Origin of the sequence: Advenella kashmirensis W13003, from assembly GCF_000506985.1 — a bacterium.
Classification (GTDB): Bacteria; Pseudomonadota; Gammaproteobacteria; order Burkholderiales; family Burkholderiaceae_B; genus Advenella; species Advenella kashmirensis_A.
Genome location: NZ_KI650982.1, coordinates 294,010 through 313,993 on the forward strand (window position 1 = coordinate 294,010; position 19,984 = coordinate 313,993).

The following is a 19,984-nucleotide window of genomic DNA, read 5'->3' on the forward strand; positions in this document are numbered from 1 at the left end:
AATATCCCCGGCCAGGCGTATTGGCCGTCACTCTATTTTCAATGACTTGAGCCCATGGATCTGCAAACTCTTATTCTTGGTCGCCTTGGTTGGGATTCCATACCCTTCCACGAACCTATCCTGATCGCTACCTTCGCGGTCGTATTACTTGGCGGTGTCGCACTGATTGCCGCGATTAGTTATTTCAAGCTGTGGCGCTACCTGTGGGTCGAATGGTTTACCAGTATCGACCACAAGAAAATCGGCATCATGTACATGATCCTTGGCCTGATCATGCTGCTGCGCGGTTTTTCCGATGCCATCATGATGCGGATCCAGCAAGCCATCGCATTTGGCGATTCCACGGGCTACCTGCCGCCCCATCATTACGACCAGATCTTCACTGCGCATGGCGTGATCATGATCTTCTTCGTGGCCATGCCACTGGTGACAGGCCTGATGAACTACATCGTCCCGCTGCAGATCGGCGCACGGGATGTCGCATTTCCGTTCCTGAATAATTTCAGTTTCTGGATGACCACCGGCGGCGCCGTGCTCGTGATGATCTCCCTGTTCATTGGTGAATTTTCGACTACGGGCTGGCTGGCCTATCCTCCGCTATCCGGCATACAGCACAGTCCCAGCGTCGGTATGGATTACTACATATGGGCCTTGCAAGTGGCTGGGATCGGCACCACGCTGTCGGGCATCAACCTGATCGTGACCATCATCAAGATGCGGGCGCCCGGCATGGGCATGATGAAAATGCCCATCTTTACCTGGACATCGCTCTGCACCAACACCCTGATCGTGGCATCATTCCCCGTTCTGACCGCCGTTCTGGCCCTGCTCACAATGGATCGCTACGTGGGTACCAATTTCTTTACGAACGATTTGGGCGGCAACCCCATGATGTATGTGAATCTGATCTGGATCTGGGGTCACCCTGAGGTCTATATCCTGATTCTTCCCTTGTTTGGTGTCTTCTCCGAAATCGTCTCCACCTATAGCGGCAAACGCCTGTTCGGCTACGCCTCCATGGTATATGCCACGGTCGTCATCACGATTCTGTCCTATCTGGTCTGGCTGCATCACTTTTTCACCATGGGTTCGGGCGCCAGTGTCAATTCGTTCTTCGGTATTGCCACGATGATCATTTCGATCCCGACCGGCGCCAAGCTCTTCAACTGGCTGTTCACCATGTATCGTGGCCGGATCCACTTCGATGTTCCCATGATGTGGACACTTGGCTTCATGGTGACGTTCGTCATCGGCGGTATGACAGGCGTGATGCTGGCCATTCCGTCGGCCGACTTTGTCCTGCACAATAGCCTCTTTCTGATTGCACACTTTCACAACGTCATTATTGGCGGCGTGTTGTTCGGTCTGTTTGCCGCGATCACCTATTGGTTCCCCAAGGCATTCGGCTACAAGCTGGATCCATTCTGGGGAAAATGCTCGTTCTGGTGCTGGCTGATCGGCTTCTACATGGCGTTCATGCCACTGTATGTGCTGGGCTTTATGGGCGTGACCCGACGCCTGAACCACTTCGAAGACCATTCCCTGCAGATCTGGTTCCAGATCGCTGCAGCCGGCGCTTTCGTGATTGCATTGGGCATTGCCAGCTTCCTGATCCAGCTGGTGGTGAGCTATCGCAAGCGTGATTCGTTGCGCGATGTGACGGGTGACCCCTGGAATGGGCGCACGCTGGAGTGGTCGACGTCGTCTCCTCCCCCGTCCTACAACTTTGCATTCACTCCGCAAGTGCATGACGGTGATGCCTGGGACCAAATGAAACAACATAAATTTCAGCGTCCGCTGAGCGGATTCCTGCCAATCCACATGCCCGCCAATACCGGTGCAGGCATTATCATTGCAGGTCTGTGTACGCTTTGCGGATTTGCACTGATCTGGCACATGTGGCTGGTCAGCGCGCTGTCATTTCTCGCCATTATCGGCGGCACCATTTACCATACGTTCAACTACAAGCGTGATTATTACATTCCTGCTGAAGAAGTTGCCCGTACCGAAGCTGAACGCACACGACTGCTAGCCAACCATGTCTGATACTACCGCCATTTCCCCCCGTGAAGTCGCGGCCGCTGCGCCGCTTGACTTCTACCTGAAGCAGGACCACCACCCGCAGAACGGAACCTCATTGGGGTTCTGGATCTACCTGATGAGCGACTGCCTGATCTTTGCCTGCCTGTTCGCCGTGCATGGCGTGGTGGGCCGCAATTACGCGGCAGGCCCGTCCGGTGCAGACCTGTTTGAGCTGCCACTAGTGGCTGTCAACACGGCCATGCTGTTGTTTTCTTCCATTACCTACGGGTTCTGCATGCTGGAGGTTCAGCGCAACCGGGTTCGTCCGGCCATGATCTGGCTGGGCATTACCGGTCTTTTCGGTCTCGCGTTCCTGGGACTGGAGCTGTACGAGTTCGCTCACCTGATCCATATCAATGCCGTGCCCCAGCGTAGCGCATTCCTGTCATCCTTCTTTACCCTGGTAGGCACGCACGGCCTGCACGTGACCTTCGGGATCATCTGGCTGGTCACGCTCCTGTTCCAAGTGAAAAAATACGGCCTGATTCCTGAAAACCGACGGCGCCTGATGTGTCTGTCCATGTTCTGGCATTTCCTGGATGTGATCTGGATTGCCGTCTTCACCTTTGTCTACCTGATGGGGGTCCTGCCATGACCACACCTGCCAATACTGCGCATCACCATAACAATGCACACGACGATCACCACGACGATGACGGTCACGGCGAAATCACTTTTCGCGGTTATATGACCGGCTTCATCCTGTCTGTCATCCTGACTGCACTTGCCTTCTGGTTTGTCATGGGCAATGTGTTCGAAAAATCCGGTGTCACGGCGCTGGTCATCCTGGGGCTGGGCGCCATCCAGATGTGCGTACATGTTATTTACTTCCTGCACATGAATACGCGTGCCGAAGGTGGCTGGAGCATGCTGGCCATGATCTTCACGCTCATCATCGTCGTCATCGCGCTCGCGGGTTCCCTGTGGGTCATGTACCATCTGAATACCAATATGATGCCCAACATGATTCATGACATGAAAAACATGCTCTGATCCATGTTTCCATGGGTCGCGCCCCAGGCATGCCGATCGCCTCGACTCGGTACTGCCTGGGCCCCCACAGCAGGAGACTATCGTCAGCTCCCCTTCTCCTTCTCCCCAAGCCCAGTCTGATTCTCATCGCCCGAAACGGACCTGGGTGCTGCTCGTCTGGCTACTGATTGCCGTCATGGCATTCGTCGGTTTTTGTGCGCTTGGTATCTGGCAAGTGGAACGACGTGCCTGGAAACTGGATTTGATAGAACGGGTGGCGCAGCGCATTCACGCTCCCGCCGTTGCGCCTCTTGAGCGCAGCGACTGGAATACCATTTCGGCGTCTCGCGATGAATATCGCCACGTCAGGCTGCATGGCACCTATCAGTATGAGCAATCTGCACTGGTGCAGGCATCAACCGTTCTGGGCACGGGGTATTGGGTTATGACGCCCCTGCGTCTTGATGACCAGAGCTTTGTCCTTGTCAACCGGGGCTTTGTTCCACAAGCACAAAAGAATGGCGCCTGGCGCCACAGGCAAGAGCCGGCAGGAGAGGTCACGCTGACAGGCCTGATACGCTTGACGGAACCCCTTGGTGGTTTTCTGCGCGACAACAAACCTGAAGAAAATCGCTGGTTTTCCAGGGACGTGCAGCAAATCGGGCAAAGCCGTGGATTGACCCAATTGGCACCCTATTTCGTCGATGCCGATGGCCCCGGCGCCAGCATTTTTCCGGGGGCTTCATCGGCCACGCCATCCGATAGTGAAGAAGCAGTACCGGCGAGCGCTGCCCGCGCTTCGGGTCAGTTGTATATTGCCGACGAACATCTGCCTGTGGCGGGCCTGACGGTAGTATCATTCAACAATAACCATTTAATGTATGCTATCACCTGGTTTGGTCTGGCCATACTGGTCCTCCTCGCCGTGTGCTACGTTTGCCGCGAGGAATTTCGCACGCGCAAGCCGAAAAAATAACGCGCAGTTTTCCACCATAAACGGGTAACAACCCCAAGGCCTCTGAATTGGACCCTTTTCGCAACCAGCCCTCCCTGAGCTGGACTACATTCCTGCAGGCAACGGATCCTGGCAGGCTCGACGATGGCAGCGCGACGGGCCGCCAGAATATGCTTCAATTGATCCAGCTGCGCTGGATTGCCGTGCTGGGTCAGGTGATGACTATCCTGGTGGCACAGTTTCTGCTGGGCCTTGAACTGCCGCTCAATGCCATGCTGGCCCTGGTATTGCTACTGGTGCTGTTCAATGTGGGCAGCATGCTGTTTCTTCGTGCCGGCAATCCTGTCAGCAACACCCAGCTTTTCATTGCACTGCTGGCCGATGTCGGCATACTCACCGCGCAGTTGCACTTTAGCGGCGGCGCGAGCAACCCGTTCATTTTTCTGTATTTGCTGCAGATCACCCTGGCAGCGGTTCTGCTTACGCCGCGCAGCACCTGGATCATGGTGGGCATTACCAGTGTCTGCTTTGCCTGGCTGGCACTCTCCAAGCAAACACTGATCCTGCAACCCGCCCACGAGCAGGGCCTGAACAGCCTGTACGTCCTGGGCATGCTGGTCTGCTTCGCGCTCAATGCTGCCCTGATCGTGGTGTTCATGACACGGATAAGCCGGAACCTGCGCATGCGCGATACCCACCTGGCTGCCATGCGCCAGGCCGCTGCTGAAGAGGAACATATTGTCCACATGGGCCTGCTGGCGTCCGGTGCGGCGCACGAACTGGGCACGCCACTCTCTACGATGGCCGTCATTCTGGGTGACTGGCAGCATATGTTACCCTTTACCAAGAGCCCGGAGTTGCTGCAGGAGATCGATGAAATGCAGACCCAGGTCATGCGCTGCAAGGCCATCGTGACCGGCATTCTGGTCTCAGCCGGTAAAACACGCGGCGACTCCCCGACAGAAACAACCGTGCACCAGTTTCTCGATCAATTGGTGGCGCAATGGCGTGACCTGCGCCAGCCCAGACAAATGCTTTATGAAAACCATTTTGGTCCGGACGTGCGTATTGTCTCTGACTCCGCATTGCAACAGATGATAGGCAATGTCCTGGACAACGCGCTGGAGGCCTCGCCCAACTGGCTGCGCGTGGAAGTGACACGTGAAGAAGATACCCTGATCCTGAATGTCATGGATGCCGGTCCCGGATTCGCTGCGGAAATGCTGGCCCACCTGGGACAGCCGTACAACTCCAACAAAGGCAAGCCGGGTGGCGGGCTGGGCCTGTTTCTCTCGGTCAACGTTGCCCGTACGCTGGGCGGCAGAATTACGGCGCAGAATCTGTTGTCTGGCGGCGCATCCGTTAAACTGTCACTACCCTTATCGGCCATCAAACTGGAAAAAGGAGATGAGCATTGACGCAAGACGCCACTAAAGGTGAGCTGCTGATCGTGGAAGACGACGCAGCGTTCGCACGCACGCTGACCCGTTCGCTGGAACGTCGCGGGTATCACGTTGTGGCCGCCAACAGTCAGGAATCCATGCTTGCCATTCTGCAACACAGCACACCCGCGTATGCGGTTGTTGATCTCAAACTAAAAGGAGAAGGATCGGGACTGGCCTGCGTGCAGGACCTGCATGCGCACAATCCGGACATGCTGATCGTTGTACTGACCGGGTTCGCCAGCATCGCCACTGCCGTTGAAGCCATCAAGCTGGGGGCCTGTCATTATCTGGCAAAACCCGCGAACACAGATGACATTGAAGCTGCCTTTCAACGCTCGGACGGCGTGACCGATGTCAAGGTCACGGCGCGCCAGTCATCCATCAAGACCCTGGAATGGGAACGTATACACGAGACATTGGCAGAAACGGGATTCAATATTTCGGAAACTGCCCGTCGCCTTGGCATGCATCGCCGCACACTCGCCCGTAAACTGAATAAGCAACAGGTGAAATAGCGCCGTACAGATGAGCCTGGTTTATTGATAATGCTTGCCCTGCATGCAAAGCAAAGGCTGACAAGATCCGCTCAGAATTTATCCAGCACCGCACCCGTGCTCGCCGTAGACGCATTGAACGCAAACTTGGCCTGAACCCCTCGCGTATAACGAGGCTTGGGCGCCGTCCATTTTGCACGCCGCGCATCAGTGTCAGTTTCCGGTACATTCAATTGCAATAACAATTGGTGAGCATCGATCGTAATGGAGTCGCCCTCTTCAATCAGGGCGATCATTCCGCCTACAGCAGCTTCGGGCGTCACATGCCCCACCACCATTCCCCAGGTTCCACCCGAGAACCGTCCATCGGTGATCAGACCGACCGAGTCGCCCAGTCCCGCGCCAATCAACGCTCCCGTTGGGGCAAGCATTTCGGGCATCCCCGGGCCGCCTTTCGGACCAAGGTAGCGCAACACCATGACGTCCCCCGCCTTGATTTTGCCATCCAGAATCGCCTTCAATGCCGATTGCTCATCATCGAACACACGTGCCGGGCCGGTAATAACAGGGTTCTTCAGTCCAGTGATTTTGGCCACTGCCCCTTCGGGAGACAGATTGCCTTTGAGGATAGCCAGATGACCTTGCTGATACAGCGCATTGTCAATGGTCCGAATGACGGTCTGATCGGCTGACGGCGTATCCGGCACCTTCTCCAGAATCTGCGCAATTGTCTGGCCCGTAATCGTCATGCAGTCACCATTGATCAGGCCCGCGTTCAGCAGAATCTTCATGACTTGCGGCACGCCGCCCGCCTTGTGAAAATCAACTGCCAGGTAATGACCGCTGGGTTTCAGATCACAAATAACCGGCACGCGCCGGCGCACACGCTCAAAGTCGTCAATGGTCCAGTCTACGCCGGCTGCATGGGCAATGGCCAGCATATGCAGCACCGCATTGGTGGAACCACCGGTTGCCATGATGACACTGACCGCATTTTCAATCGATTGGCGGGTCACAATATCGCGCGGCTTCAGATCCTGCTCGATCGCCTTGAGCAGGACACGTGCCGATTCAGCGGCAGAGCCGGTTTTTTCATCATGCACATTAGCCATGGTGGATGACGTTGGCAGGCTCATGCCCATGGCCTCAAACGCCGAACTCATGGTGTTGGCGGTGTACATGCCGCCACAGGAACCCGGCCCCGGAATGGCGTGCAGTTCGATCTGTTTGAGTTCTTCGTCGCTCATGCGGCCGGCCGCATTCTCGCCTACGGCTTCGAACACACTGACGATATTCAGGTCCTTGTTGTTCAGGCGGCCCGGCAAAATCGTACCGCCATAAACGTAAATGGACGGTACATTAGCGCGCAGCATGCCCATCATACCGCCGGGCATGTTCTTGTCGCAGCCGCCGATAACGACGACACCGTCCATCCACTGGCCTTGCACGCAGGTTTCCACGCAATCGGCGATGACCTCGCGCGAGACCAGCGAGTACTTCATGCCTTCAGTACCCATGGCCATGCCATCGGAAATGGTGGGTGTACCGAAGACCTGGGCGTTTCCTCCCGAGGATTCGATGGCCTCGATTGCGGCATCGGCCAGTTTTTGCAAGCCGCTATTACAGGGAGTAATCGTGCTATAGCCATTGGCCACGCCCACCATCGGCTTGGAGAAATCCTCTTCCTTGTATCCCAGGGCGTAATACATGGAGCGATTCGGCGCGCGGGACGGGCCTTGTGTGATATTTGCAGACCGCAGACGTTTGGACGAGCTCATGACGTTCCTTGAGATGAATGACGTGGATGGGGTGCCGCGCTGGTCTGCAAGGACCAGATACGTGCTCTCAGTTTACATCCTTGGTGGCTGTTTATTGCTATTTTCCATGGGGATTCCATGCATCGGCTTAAATGGGACTGGTTATGTCTTACGGTATGTTCGGGCAGTCGCTGAGAGGTCGGGGATGATCAAGATTATCTTCGTTTGGTTGTTAATCAGTACTGTTTTTGATACTATTTGATTAATTTAAGTACTAAAGGCAGGCTGAAATGCAAAACACAGTCACAGTAGGCGAAATCAAACGCCGCGGCATGGCCGCGATTGAAGAGGGCCTGCGTCAAGGGCCCTTGCATATCATCAAACGCAATAAATCAGCCGCCGTTATCCTTTCCGAAGAAGATTATCAGCGACTTACCGGGGCTCAGGTGCCGACCGTACAAGGATTGACTGTTATGCAATGGCTCCTGGCTCAGCCAGCGACAGGAACACGAGACAAAATCGAGATTGACACCTCCTTGAACAAGGAGCGCGACTGGTGATCGCCTTCTTCGATTCCTGTGCCCTAATCTACCTGATCGAAGGCAATGAACCGTTCGCGTCTGGCGTACGCAAACAACTGGCCGACATCGTACAAACTGATCCCGATCTGCAGGTAGCCGTAAGTCGTCTATCCTGGCTCGAATGCCGAGTCGGACCGATGAAGAAAAATAATATGAGTGTGCTGGCACAGTACGATGCCTTTTTCGCTCGATCCGATCTTATCTGGGTCGAAGTCAGCCAGGACGTCATTGAGTTAGCAACCGCCATTCGTGTCCGTCACGGATTGCGCACACCGGACGCCTTACAAGCCGCCAGTTGCCTTCAACTTGGAAGCAACCACCTGATGTTAACGGGCGATGCTATATTCCGGCGCGTTCAGGGCCTGGCAGTCGCATTGTTGAAATAGCGTCACTGTCTTCGTTCGACATCCATATTGCCTTTTTCCCGATTTATCAATATGATGCGCATCAACCGTATTTCGTTTCGCGCATCATGAGCAATCATCAAAAAATAGCATTCCTGGTTTCCGATAAACTGGGCGACTCTCTGTTGCTCCTGCCTCTGGCCCGCAATCTTGTTCGTAACGGATATCAGCTCACCATTTTTGGCCGGCACATGCATGCCCTGGCGCCGTGGTTACCCGGCCTGGAGGTTCGCCCCGTTCCCCTTGACGGGGTCGCAGGGCTGACGACATTTGATCGCGTGTTTCAAATGGATATTGATCAGCCCGTTGCGATTGATCCGCAGGCACCGTCACCCCCATTTGACTCTCTGACCCTGTGGTTGCACCAACAGCCCGCGCAGTCACGCCTTTTTCTGGAAGAATCACGCGCATTTGCAAAGTCCGTATACCACATTGAGGACTGGTCCGACTCCTGCAGCTTGCAGCCCCATCACCCGGAACGCAGTCGACAGAATCGCAGGCGTGTAGTGATTCATCCCACTGCGGGCACGCCCGAACGCTATTGGTCCGCCGCGCGATTTCTCGAACTGGCGCGACGCCTGACTCGCGTCGGCTATGATGTGGCCTTCGTCGTGGAAGAACGCGACGCGCAGACATGGCGTCAGGCAGCACAGGGACAACCCTTTACGGTCAATTATTTCGAATCGCTGCAGGAACTGGGCGCTTTTATCCATGAATCGGGATACTTCGTCGGTAACGATTCAGGCGTCGGCCATCTGGCTTCTGCCCTGGGCGTGCCGACAGTCACCATTTCTCATCGTCCGCGCAATATGAATCGCTGGCGCCCCCAGTGGGCGCCCGGCATTATCGTGCCACATGTCTGGTTGCCGCTACGTGCATGGCGGCGAAAGTACTGGCGCCTTGCTGTAACGGTGGGCGCGGTCGAACGCTCATTGCGACGGCTGCAGAAAATGGAAACAGGCAACGACCGACCCGATGAAACGCTTTCGACGGGGCTGGCCGGCGCTACGGCTGATTGAGTCGGCATCCAAGATGCCCCCTGCACTCGCGTCCACCTGCTTGACAATGCAGATAAACGCCGCCTGCATGGCAACAGGCTTGGCTGCTTGCGTATAATGTGATCACCCTCTCTTCTCATCGCACGCCGATTTCGGATAGGCGATGCCACTTGAAATAGCGAGGTAGCGTGCCTGCGCATGCTACGCTCAATACTTTCCACAGGAATCACGCCCGTGCTTCATCTTGTAATGGCAGTCATCGGTCTGTACGTCAGCGCACGCGCAATCTGGCCGCTGTCTATTGATCTGACCTTCAAAATTGTCCTGACCCTATTAGTGCTGGCTGTTGCCCAACACCATATCATCACTCGCACCTGGTTTGGTACCATGGCGTCGCCGGAAATTCCGGGGGGCGTACTGATGTTGCTGGGTGCTGCATTCTGCTCGTTGCTCTTGATGGGGGCGATGGTCCTTGTCAAAGATCTGATAGGTTTGCTGGCCTATCCCGTGGCCCGTAGTTTCAGCCAGACCCTCTTGACGTCGCCACCATTGATCGGAACGCTGGCTGGTCTATCCATACTGCTTTCTGCAATCGGTGTCTGGAATGCCGTCAAGGTGCCGGCCGTCAAGACCATTGAAATCGCGTTGCCCAATCTGCCGCCGGCCTTTGATGGTTTTCGCATGGTGCAATTGACTGATCTGCACGCCAGCCGGCTGCTGCAGGCCCCCTGGTTTAGCGCCGTGGTTGCCAAAACCAATGCGCTCAATCCCGACCTGACCGTCATTACAGGTGATATGGTCGACGGCACCACCACCGCTCGCGCCGAAGATGTAAAGCCACTGCAGTTGCTCAAGGCAAAATACGGGGTACTGGCGATTCCAGGGAATCACGAATACTATTCCGGATATCAGGACTGGCTGTCGGCATTCAGGAACCTGGGGCTGCATATGCTGGTCAACGAGCATGTCACCATCACACATGAAAATGACAAGCAGCATATCGTAGTTGCCGGGATTACCGATCATGCCGCCAATCGCTTTGGACTGCCGGAACCGGACATCCACGCAGCGCTGGCGCAGGTGCCGGCGGACGATACCGTCATCCTGCTCAGTCACCGCCCTGGCGGCGCGCACGCAAATGCACAGGCCGGCGCAGACCTGCAATTGTCAGGTCACACGCATGGCGGACAAATCCTGGGGGCCCATTTTCTGGCAAAGATGGCCAACGAGGGCTTTGTCGATGGACTGTATGAGGTCGATACCATGAAAATGTATGTCAGCATGGGAACAGGCTTATGGAATGGATTCCCTATCCGCCTGGGTCGACCTTCTGAAATCACGCAAATCATTCTTCGCATCCGGCGATAAGTGACCGGTAAAAACATGGCAGCCAATCGCTTTATGGTCCACTCCCCCGGCTGCCTTGTTGAAAGCAGATCATCAATAATAAAAATCACTCTAGCGATCTTTGAGACGGTGAATTGTCATCTCACTGTGGTAAAGTTATTTTAAGCTATTTGTAAGAATTGACAGTTTGACTGTCTTAACTGCCACGCCACCGTTCTTATGGCATTTGCCATACCCCGCATCACCCGCATCACCCGCCGCATCCGCCATACCCAGCCAGCCGCGCCCCGGCGCCGCAATCAGCTTTCAGATTGACCCGGTTTAACCGGAAGGGATACCGATGACAGATCCGCAGCAGTCCAGACCCCAGGCCCAGCTTTCTGTTTTTGATGCCGTTACCATTGTCGTCGGACTGGTGGTGGGTATCGGCATTTTCAGAACACCGTCCATTGTTGCTGCCAATGTAGAGCATGAATGGCTTTTTATTCTGGTCTGGGTCATTGGAGGACTGATCACGCTGGTGGGTGCCTTGTGCTATGCCGAACTGTCTGCCGCGCACCCTCACGCGGGGGGAGAGTATCACTTCCTGTCGCGCGCCTATGGTCGTTCCGTAGCCATGATGTTCGGCTGGGCGCGCTGCACCGTGATTCAAACCGGCGCCATTGCGGTTGTCGCCTTTATGTTGGGCGACTATATTGCGCAGATCGCGCCCCTTGGACCCTACGGCCCGGCCATCTATGCCGCGCTCTCGGTGATTGTGTTGACGACCGTAAATTTTATCGGCACCGCTGAGGGTAAAAACCTTCAGATTATTGTCACCTTCATCGAAGTCGCCGCGGTCGTCGCCATTATTCTGTTCGGACTTCTGGGCTCGGCTGAGACACCCGAGCCCGCCGTGGCGACAGTGCCCGAAACGGCAGCCCTGGGCATGGCAATGATTTTCGTTTTGCTCACCTACGGAGGATGGAACGAAGCGGCCTACCTGACCGGGGAACTCAAGGACGCCCCACGCAATATCGCCAAGGTCCTGACCCTGGGCACACTGATTCTGGTAACACTTTATGTTCTGACCAACTGGGCCCTGCTTTCTATTTTAGGCCTGGAAGGACTGCGCGCCTCCGACGCCGTCGCGGCCGATATGATGCATGTGATTGCCGGCGAACCGGGCAAAATTATAGTCACCGTCGCCATTATCGTTGCCGCCATTTCTACGCTGAACGCGACGATCTTTACCGGCGCACGGGTTTTTTATGTCATGGCGCGGGACATGACCATACTGCGTTGGGTTGCAGTATGGGACAGCCGGGGCAAAACACCGGCCAATGGCCAGGTGCTGCAGGGCATGATCGCGCTGGCGCTCATTGCCATGGGTGCCATCACCCGGGATGGTTTCAAAGCCATGGTGGACTATACCGCTCCAGTTTTCTGGGCCTTCATGCTGCTGGTGGGCCTGTCCTTGTTTATCCTGCGCTGGCGTTACCCCGAACGGGTGATGCCCTATAAAGTGCCACTTTATCCAATCACCCCAATCCTGTTTTGCCTGACCTGTTTATATATGTTTTACGCCAGCGTCATGTACACCGGCGTTGCTGCACTGATCGGGCTGGGCGTTCTGGCCGCGGGGATCCCGATCCTGCTGTTCCGGGTACGGGACGAACAGGAGCCCGACGAGCCGGATGCACAACCTGAAATCACCGCTCTGAAGTAATCACATTTAGGAGAAACACGATGACGTTGCCGATGAAACCCCTTCTGGCCGCTGCCCTGTTTGCCTTCGTGGCAGGCACGCCGGCCGCAGCCCAGAATACTGCCCCTGCCAACGCCCCCAACTCCGGTGAATATGCGCCGCTTGTCGGGCAACAAGGCAAAGATGTCGTCTGGGTTCCCACTTCCCAGAAACTGGTTGACCGCATGCTGGAGCTGGCTGAACTGAAACCGTCTGATCGCCTTGTAGACCTGGGATCAGGAGATGGCAGACTGGTAATTACCGCGGCAAAACGCGGTGCCGTGGCCCACGGCATTGAGTACAATCCGGAAATGGTCGCCATGTCCAAGCGCGCCGCGCAAGCGGAAGGCGTGACAGAACGGGCCACCTTCGAGCAGGCAGATATTTTCGAATCGGATTTTTCGGACGCCTCTGTCGTGACCCTTTTTCTGTTGCCCAGTCTGAATCTGCGACTGCGCCCGACGCTGCTGGATATGAAACCCGGCACACGGGTGGTGTCCAATTCATTTGCAATGGAAAACTGGGAGCCTGACGAAACAGTCGAAGTCACCGAAGATTGCACAAACTACTGCCATGCCTACAAATGGACGATACCTGCAAAGGTGGCTGGCACATGGCAAGTGGGCAACCGCAAGCTTGAACTGAAACAAACCTTCCAGATGCTGGACGGCACGCTCAGCGACGGCAACAACGCCATGCGCATCAACAATGCCCGCCTGCATGGGGAAAATATTACGTTCTCGGTCGAAGGCAATACCTATACCGGGAAAGTAGACAATAAGCAGATGCGTGGAACCGTTAACGGAAAATCCGAATGGAGTGCAAATTTATTGTCCATGCAATAACCGGAAGGCGTCGCGGCAAAGGCCTGCCATTATTGACGCTACCCCGACGCTGTCCCGTAAATTAAGTAAGCCAGCGAAGCTGGGATGGTCTGTTCTTTCTGTATAACCCGCTCAGCTTGCCTGCGCCACAAGCGAACTCACGTCTGGCGCATCGGCCAGGCGCCAGCACGCCTGCAGGAGCTGGCGGGTTTTCTCTTCGCCCAGAACCGGGATCGACATTGTGCTGAATTTTTTCATCAAGTCATCATCAGTCATCGGGCGCTCCAGCGAACCAATGGCATGATCCACCCGGATATGCACAGTTTTGCCGTCGGTGAGCGTCGCCGTGGCTTCGACTGCCGCTTCGTCAATCGCGTCATCCACAATGGCATTCACCTTGCGGCGCGTAGCCACCACATCCTCGCGGGTCACAATGGCGTCATCGTATTCATCTTCGGACGCACGACCAAATATCAGGCCAGCCGCGCAGCCGTGGTAAACACTGAATTTGCCTTGCAGGCCGTCAGCCGGTTCTTTTTTTCCGGTCAGCTCCAGCACCAGCGAATGAACACGCAAATCAAGGCGTGCCAGATTGTCCGCTGTAACGCCCTGTTCGCGTAACTGCACGCAGGCGTCGATACTTGGATGGATCACAATACCGCATGCAAAGGGCTTGTAGGCATTGAAGGAAATTTCAAAACGCTCACCCAATTGGTCTGTTATTTCGTTCCAGTCAAATTTGGTCGAGACAACCTGCGCGAAGCCGCGCGGCGCCTCAATGGCACGCGAACTGGCCGTGAAGCCTTCACGCGCCATCAGGGCCGACATCAGACCCGCCCGGGCAGCACCACCCGGATGGAACGGCTTGGTCATGGTACCAAACTGTTCGCGCAGTCCGACCGGTTGCGAGGCGGCAATCCCCAAGGCCATGGTTGTTTTGCCGGTATCCAGCCCCAGCAAGCGGGCGCAGGCAGCGGCTGCACCCAACGAGCCGGTCGATCCGGTGATATGCCAGCCACGATCATAATGATGAGGATAAATGGTATTGCCGACACGGCATGCCACGTCGATACCCAGCACAATTGCATCAATGACCTGGCGTCCGCTGGCGCCGGTCAATTCCGCCAATGCCAGTACCGCGGAACACACCGGTCCGGCAGGATGGATAATCGTTTTCAGATGCGTATCATCAAAGTCAAACAGATGGGAAGAGATGCCATTGATCAATGCCGCATTGGCAATATCCACGCGCTCCTTGCGGCCGGCGATCAACGCCTGCTTCGAGGGTTCAAGCACCTGAACTGCATGTAGCGCCGCCAGCACCGCCTCATGCTGGGAAGCACCCACGGCGCATCCCAGCCAATTGAGAAAGGTGCGATGCGCCTCATGCTCAACCTCGTTGCTCCAGCCTTTTGACGGATGCCCTGCGACGAACTCCGCCAATATGCGCGTAACCGCAGGTGCATTGTGATCTGCTTCGACTTTGGTGTTTACAGCCATGATAATCCTGAATAAAGTTCAATAAAATAAAACAGTTGTGATACGACCTTCAATGGACCTTCCGTTTATGCGTCCAGCCGGATATTCTGCTCCTGCGCCACCTTCTTCCAGCGGGCCAGGTCTTTCTGCACATAATGATCAAATTCCTGCGGAGTCATCGGCATCGGAAGGATCGCTTCGATCTGCAAACGCTTTTCCAGTTCCGGCTTGATCAGCACGGCGTTCAGTGAATCATTGAGTACCTTGACCACATCAGCCGACAGTCCTTTGGGACCCGATACGCCATACCATTGCAGCACATCGTCAAAACCCTTCACGCCCAACTCCTCGAAAGTCGGTACGTCCGGAAATCGTGCATTCCGTTTATTGCCGGTCAGGGCAATAGCGCGAACTGTTTTGGAAATCAAATGAGGCACGGCGGCGGCAAGGCCCGGAAACATGGCCTGCGTTCTGCCTCCCACCAAGTCCTGAAATGCCGGGGCAATGCCTTTATAGGCGATATGCTGGGTTTTCAGCCCGGTGTCCTGCTTGAGCAATTCCATCAGCAGGTGCGTGAGCGAACCGGCGCCGGCCGACCCGTAATTGCTCGTGGCGTTCTTATTGAAATAATCCACGAACTCTTTCAACGATGTGATCGGCAGCTTGGCATCGACCACCAGCACATTGGGCGTGCCTCCGATCATGCCGACCGGTGAAAAGTCCTTTAGCGGATCGTATGACACTTTTCTTGTTGCAGGACCGGTACCGAGCGTGGCAACGTAGCCCTGCATAAGGGTATAGCCATCGGGCGCCGCACGGGCGGTGCGCTGGCAGGCAATCACGCCACCGCCGCCACCAAGATTTTCTACCACAAACGTCGTATCGTCCATCTGCTTGCCCCACTCGCTTGTGGTCGCTCGGGCAACATAGTCGCTGCCGCCGCCGGCCGCGACCGGAACAATATAACTGATGGGTTTGTTGGGGTATTTGCTCTGTCCCAGGGAAATTGAAGGTAAAGCAAGGGCACCTGCTCCCATACCGAGCAGGAATGAACGACGATCCATGATTTGTCTCCTCCGATATATTTCGGATGTGTTAGTGATGAAATACCCGCCGACGCCAGCCGGCAAATGAAATAGTCAATATCAGATCGGGTGGACAATAAACAGCCGCCAGCGCACTGTTCACATTTCCTCCAATCTTTTGTATGCCTTCACAACATGATGCGAAAGCAGTTCGGCACAATGCAACGCCCCGCCGATATTGTCGGCATCGCGCAATGCCTGAACGATGTCTTTATGTTCGGCGTTGGACTTGCGGCGGTGATCTTCGGTTGACAAGTTTTTGACTCGCGCCAAATGAAGTTTCTGGATAACCTCGCGATAACTCTTGGCGATTTCACGATTGCCGGCAAACTCAATAAAATGCCAGTGAAAATGCAGATTGGCGTTGTAATACGCCTGCACGTCACGCTGTTCAATTGCCTGATCCATCTGTGCCACACAGACATCCAGCAACTGCACCAGAGCGTCTCTGCGTTCTGCGCCAAGCTGCGCCACCATCTGGCCGGCGTGATTATCCATCAGCGCGCGAAACTGGTACAGATCGTGCACCTCTTCTTCCGACAGCTCCCGTATGTACACCCCGGAATGTTTGCGCGAGACCACCAGCCCCATGCTTTCCAGCTCGCGAAGCGCTTCGCGCACCGGCACACGGGAGACCTTCATTTGCTCGACCAGTTCCGGTTCACGCAAGGCCTGTCCGGGTGTCAGGGTGCCCGACATAATTTGGTTCAACAAATAGTCACGCACCAGTTTGCCCAGTGACGTATTTTTGATTCCATCAAATGTTTCCTGCCCGACCTGGGCATTCAGCCAATCCATATGCGACTCCGTAATTTCGTATAATTGTATACGATTATACGAACTGTGTAGTAAGGGATTTCCCTGATAATCGCGCCACTGCGATCAGAGCATTGAATCCGGCACGCCTCTTCAAACCCGTCCGGCCTGCATGCTAAGATCACTCAATCCCTCTCCTTTTCATGCACTGGAAAACAGGTATCGAATGACAACGCCCATCACCGCCCAACAGAAGCGAACAGCATTCTTTCAATTACATCAAAGCGGCTGCTTTATCATGCCGAACCCGTGGAATACCGGCACCGCACTATGCCTGGAACAAATGGGCTTTCCGGCACTGGCCTCAACCAGCTCGGGACATGCCTATGCCAACGGCCTGCCCGACGGAACGCAGCCGCTGCATACCGTGCTATCTCACCTTCACGAACTGGCTGCGATGACGAGCGTGCCATTGAATGCTGATTTTGAAAATGGCTATGCCGACGATATCGGCCTCATGCAGCAAAACATCATGGAGTGTGTCGCCACGGGCGTCGCAGGGCTGTCAATTGAAGATACGCCGCAAGGTGGCACCCAGGGCTTGTATGATTTTGCGCAGGCCGTCAGCCGTGTGCGTGCCGCTCGCGACGCCATTGACCAGACGGGCGAGCGCGTGCTATTGACTGCCAGAACCGAAGGCTTTATTCGCGGCGCGCCTGACCTGCCGGAAACAACCCGCCGCATTCAGGCCTTTGTTGACGCTGGCGCCGACTGCATTTACGCTCCAGGTATCAACACCTCGGAACAGATCAGCGCCGTGGTGGCTGCCGCCAATGGCACGCCTGTTAATGTATTATGCGGCAATGGCAAGGCGATGACCGCAAGCGAACTGGCTGACCTGGGCGTGCGCCGCATCAGCGTCGGAGGGGCGCTGGCACGCGTGGCCATGGACGCGTTTTTGCGCGTCGCGCAACAGATCCGCCAGGAAGGCCGGTTTGACGGCTTTGCAGGCATTGTCGGTGGTGATGAACTTGACCGCTTATTTGCGCCAAAGGATTAATAGCGCATCGCGTGCAAAGCATGAGCTAACCCGCAACGGCCTGAACCACTTCACGTTCACGCGCGAATCGCACCACGGTCACGCCTACTTTCAATTGGCGCAGCGAAGGCATCACCAAAACACAATTGTCATAGGGCGTGATGATAGGCTTGTTATTGTCACGACCGATTTCCGTGCCTGCAAGTGCAATGCGCTCCATTCCCTGATAAGGCTCTGAAAAAGTGAGCGCTTCCGATGTCGCAACAACCGGTACTGTCACTTCCAATACGGTTTGCGATACCTTCGGAGGCAGACGCCAATGAGATGGCAGGTTTTGCGCATCCACAATACCCGACTCCACCAAAAAGCGCGCCGTGACGGCCCGCGCCGTCTCGATGGAAGACTCGTCGCCGTGATACCCGCATTCAATCAACAAAGCCAGCGCAGACGATTGCGGATCGCCGAATTGGGCGAAGTCACGCATGCGTGTGCCGTCCTTGTGCCCCGCGTCCACAATAATGTGCTGCGGCACGCCAAGACGCCTGGCCAGATCTACATTGCGCGCCAGCGTGCCGGTCATCATCAGGGGCGGGCTGGGCTCGTGCATCGAATGCAAGTCAAGCAGCCAGTCTGCACTCTGCACCCATTTTTGCAGAGCCTGGGCGCGCCGGCGTTCCTGCGTGGTCGGATGGTCCAACTTTTCCGGTGTCCAGACCCGGTTCAAATCTTCATCAACAAATCGTGCTGCATCGTGCGAGGCCACGTTCAGTGTATCGAACGCGGCCAGATTGCAAAACGCCAGAATCAGCCTGCCCTTGCGCGGCCGTACACCGCCCGCCAGCAACTCTTTCAACGCCCAGGCGCCACATATTTCGTTGCCATGAATCAACGCCGAGATCAACACAGTGGGGCCCGCAATACCAGAGTCAAATTCCCACACGCCTGGTGTATCGGTGTTGCCACGTCGCTCAACGCTCAGGTCAGGCACGGTGATATTGAAATCTGTACTCATGGCTTCTCCACAGCGATATGGGCAGTCTGAGCCAGTTTTTTGAACTTGTCGTGCTCGGCCGCCAGAAACGCAGCAACATCAGGCTGCTCAAGCATCACGTTGCTGCCGGTCATGCGGTACTTCTTCTGAAATTCGGGATCGGCCAAAACCTGCCTGAGGCTGGTCTGCAACCTGTTCACAACGTCGGCAGGCATACCCTTGGGGCCGAACAGGCCGAACCATACGCTGATATCCATGGCCTTGAGTGCCGGCGTCTCTGCCAGGGCAGGAATGTCTTTGGCAAGGAACGAGCGTTTCGCGCTGGTCACGCCAATGGCATTGATCTGCCCCGATTCGATTTGCGGCAAGGCGGATGACAGGGCAAACACCCCTAGCGCCAATCTGCCACTGGTCAGATCCGTCACCAGCGGCGACACGCCACGATAAGGCACGTGCATAAATTTCGCGGGCAGTTCCGCATTAACCATTTCACCGGCCATATGCAACGAGGTCCCCACGCCTGATGACCCATAGCTGTACTCAGCCGATTTACCCGCTTTTGCCACCCGTACCAGATCGGATGCCTGTTTGATATCCGTCAACTTCGACGCAGCCAGCACCAGCGGCTGGTCGCCAATCAGGCCGATCGACTGCAAGTCGGTCAGACCGTTATATTTGACCGCCGGATTCACCAGACCGGCTATTACAACTTCATTGAGCGAACCGACCAGCAACGTGTAACCATCGGGTTTGGCGCGAATGACTTTCTGCGCGCCGATCGTACCACCTGCGCCTCCCAGGTTTTCGACGACGACATTCGCACCGATTTTTTTGGCCAGCGTCTCTGCCACGACCCGGCCATTGAGGTCCACACTGCCGCCTGCGGGGTAGCCAACGACAATTGTGATCGGACGATCCGGATAGGATGATGCAGCCTGCGCCTGATTCATACAGACCGGCAGTGCAATCGTAAAGAGGGCCCGGAGCGTTGCACGCACCGTCTTTCTGCTTAACCTTTTCATGACAATGTCTCCGTTGAAAAACGTGTT

Annotated in this window: 19 protein-coding genes; 13 read left to right on the forward strand and 6 right to left on the reverse strand. The window is 55.7% G+C overall.

Annotated features, from left to right (window positions below; translation table 11 throughout):
• The first annotated feature begins 54 nt into the window (after nucleotides 1-54).
• The 6 genes from cyoB to W822_RS43380 all read left to right on the forward strand — a co-directional run bounded on the left by cyoB (nucleotide 55) and on the right by W822_RS43380 (nucleotide 5,969).
• On the forward strand, nucleotides 55-2,046 hold the full coding sequence (cyoB, locus tag W822_RS43355) for a cytochrome o ubiquinol oxidase subunit I (protein ID WP_024007070.1): 1,992 nt from the start codon (nucleotides 55-57) through the stop codon (nucleotides 2,044-2,046).
• Nucleotides 2,039-2,677, forward strand: a complete 639-nt coding sequence (gene cyoC, locus W822_RS43360) for a cytochrome o ubiquinol oxidase subunit III (protein WP_024007071.1) — start codon at nucleotides 2,039-2,041, stop codon at nucleotides 2,675-2,677. Before cyoB ends, cyoC begins: the two co-directional genes overlap by 8 nt.
• Nucleotides 2,674-3,075 (forward strand): cytochrome o ubiquinol oxidase subunit IV, encoded by a 402-nt coding sequence (cyoD, locus tag W822_RS43365; protein WP_024007072.1) that lies wholly within the window; start codon nucleotides 2,674-2,676, stop codon nucleotides 3,073-3,075. The genes cyoC and cyoD overlap by 4 nt, the downstream gene beginning before the upstream one ends.
• A gap of 145 nt (nucleotides 3,076-3,220) precedes the next feature.
• Entirely contained in the window at nucleotides 3,221-4,030 is an 810-nt protein-coding gene (locus tag W822_RS43370; RefSeq protein ID WP_253272342.1) for an SURF1 family protein, read from the forward strand.
• 47 nt (nucleotides 4,031-4,077) lie between these two features.
• Nucleotides 4,078-5,427, forward strand: coding sequence for an ATP-binding protein (locus W822_RS46850; protein WP_024007074.1), 1,350 nt, complete (start codon nucleotides 4,078-4,080; stop codon nucleotides 5,425-5,427).
• Nucleotides 5,424-5,969: a response regulator transcription factor gene (locus W822_RS43380; RefSeq protein WP_024007075.1), complete on the forward strand. Its 546-nt coding sequence runs from the start codon at nucleotides 5,424-5,426 to the stop codon at nucleotides 5,967-5,969. The genes W822_RS46850 and W822_RS43380 overlap by 4 nt, the downstream gene beginning before the upstream one ends.
• Before the next feature lie 71 nt (nucleotides 5,970-6,040).
• Here the strand turns inward: W822_RS43380 and ilvD are convergent, their stop codons facing one another.
• The gene (ilvD, locus tag W822_RS43385) at nucleotides 6,041-7,726 is read right to left on the reverse strand and encodes a dihydroxy-acid dehydratase (protein ID WP_024007076.1); all 1,686 of its coding nucleotides are present in this window, start codon (nucleotides 7,724-7,726) and stop codon (nucleotides 6,041-6,043) included.
• Nucleotides 7,727-7,995: 269 nt separating this feature from the next.
• Here ilvD and W822_RS43395 point away from each other — a divergent pair, with 269 nt between their 5' ends.
• The 6 genes from W822_RS43395 to W822_RS43425 all read left to right on the forward strand — a co-directional run bounded on the left by W822_RS43395 (nucleotide 7,996) and on the right by W822_RS43425 (nucleotide 13,606).
• Nucleotides 7,996-8,265 carry a type II toxin-antitoxin system Phd/YefM family antitoxin gene (locus W822_RS43395; protein WP_024007078.1) on the forward strand — a complete coding sequence of 90 codons (270 nt, stop codon included), beginning with the start codon at nucleotides 7,996-7,998 and terminating at the stop codon, nucleotides 8,263-8,265.
• Complete coding sequence (locus W822_RS43400) at nucleotides 8,262-8,672, forward strand: type II toxin-antitoxin system VapC family toxin (RefSeq protein ID WP_024007079.1); 411 nt, start codon at nucleotides 8,262-8,264, stop codon at nucleotides 8,670-8,672. The genes W822_RS43395 and W822_RS43400 overlap by 4 nt, the downstream gene beginning before the upstream one ends.
• An 86-nt stretch (nucleotides 8,673-8,758) precedes the next feature.
• Nucleotides 8,759-9,709: a glycosyltransferase family 9 protein gene (locus W822_RS43410; protein ID WP_081724465.1), complete on the forward strand. Its 951-nt coding sequence runs from the start codon at nucleotides 8,759-8,761 to the stop codon at nucleotides 9,707-9,709.
• Nucleotides 9,710-9,922: 213 nt separating this feature from the next.
• Entirely contained in the window at nucleotides 9,923-11,056 is a 1,134-nt protein-coding gene (locus tag W822_RS43415) for a metallophosphoesterase (RefSeq protein ID WP_024007082.1), read from the forward strand.
• A gap of 319 nt (nucleotides 11,057-11,375) precedes the next feature.
• Nucleotides 11,376-12,743 carry an APC family permease gene (locus W822_RS43420; RefSeq protein WP_024007083.1) on the forward strand — a complete coding sequence of 456 codons (1,368 nt, stop codon included), beginning with the start codon at nucleotides 11,376-11,378 and terminating at the stop codon, nucleotides 12,741-12,743.
• A gap of 20 nt (nucleotides 12,744-12,763) precedes the next feature.
• Nucleotides 12,764-13,606 (forward strand): SAM-dependent methyltransferase, encoded by an 843-nt coding sequence (locus tag W822_RS43425; protein WP_031243600.1) that lies wholly within the window; start codon nucleotides 12,764-12,766, stop codon nucleotides 13,604-13,606.
• Between the two features lie 111 nt (nucleotides 13,607-13,717).
• On the opposite strand, the gene W822_RS43430 is transcribed toward W822_RS43425, so the two are convergent.
• The 3 genes from W822_RS43430 to W822_RS43440 form a co-directional block, all read right to left on the reverse strand.
• Nucleotides 13,718-15,085 (reverse strand): MmgE/PrpD family protein, encoded by a 1,368-nt coding sequence (locus W822_RS43430; protein ID WP_024007085.1) that lies wholly within the window; start codon nucleotides 15,083-15,085, stop codon nucleotides 13,718-13,720.
• Between the two features lie 65 nt (nucleotides 15,086-15,150).
• A complete protein-coding gene (locus tag W822_RS43435; protein ID WP_024007086.1) occupies nucleotides 15,151-16,128 on the reverse strand; it encodes a Bug family tripartite tricarboxylate transporter substrate binding protein in 978 nt (325 codons plus the stop codon).
• 120 nt (nucleotides 16,129-16,248) lie between these two features.
• The gene (locus W822_RS43440) at nucleotides 16,249-16,947 is read right to left on the reverse strand and encodes a GntR family transcriptional regulator (protein ID WP_024007087.1); all 699 of its coding nucleotides are present in this window, start codon (nucleotides 16,945-16,947) and stop codon (nucleotides 16,249-16,251) included.
• Nucleotides 16,948-17,131: 184 nt separating this feature from the next.
• Between W822_RS43440 and W822_RS43445 the strand changes: the two genes are divergently transcribed.
• Nucleotides 17,132-17,965, forward strand: coding sequence for an isocitrate lyase/PEP mutase family protein (locus W822_RS43445; protein ID WP_024007088.1), 834 nt, complete (start codon nucleotides 17,132-17,134; stop codon nucleotides 17,963-17,965).
• A 25-nt stretch (nucleotides 17,966-17,990) separates the two neighbouring features.
• Here W822_RS43445 and W822_RS43450 read toward each other — a convergent pair whose 3' ends face one another.
• Together W822_RS43450 and W822_RS43455 are read right to left on the reverse strand one after the other, a co-directional pair.
• On the reverse strand, nucleotides 17,991-18,956 hold the full coding sequence (locus tag W822_RS43450) for a M14 family metallopeptidase (RefSeq protein ID WP_024007089.1): 966 nt from the start codon (nucleotides 18,954-18,956) through the stop codon (nucleotides 17,991-17,993).
• Nucleotides 18,953-19,957, reverse strand: coding sequence for a Bug family tripartite tricarboxylate transporter substrate binding protein (locus W822_RS43455; RefSeq protein WP_024007090.1), 1,005 nt, complete (start codon nucleotides 19,955-19,957; stop codon nucleotides 18,953-18,955). The genes W822_RS43450 and W822_RS43455 overlap by 4 nt, the downstream gene beginning before the upstream one ends.
• Between the last annotated feature and the right edge of the window lie 27 nt (nucleotides 19,958-19,984).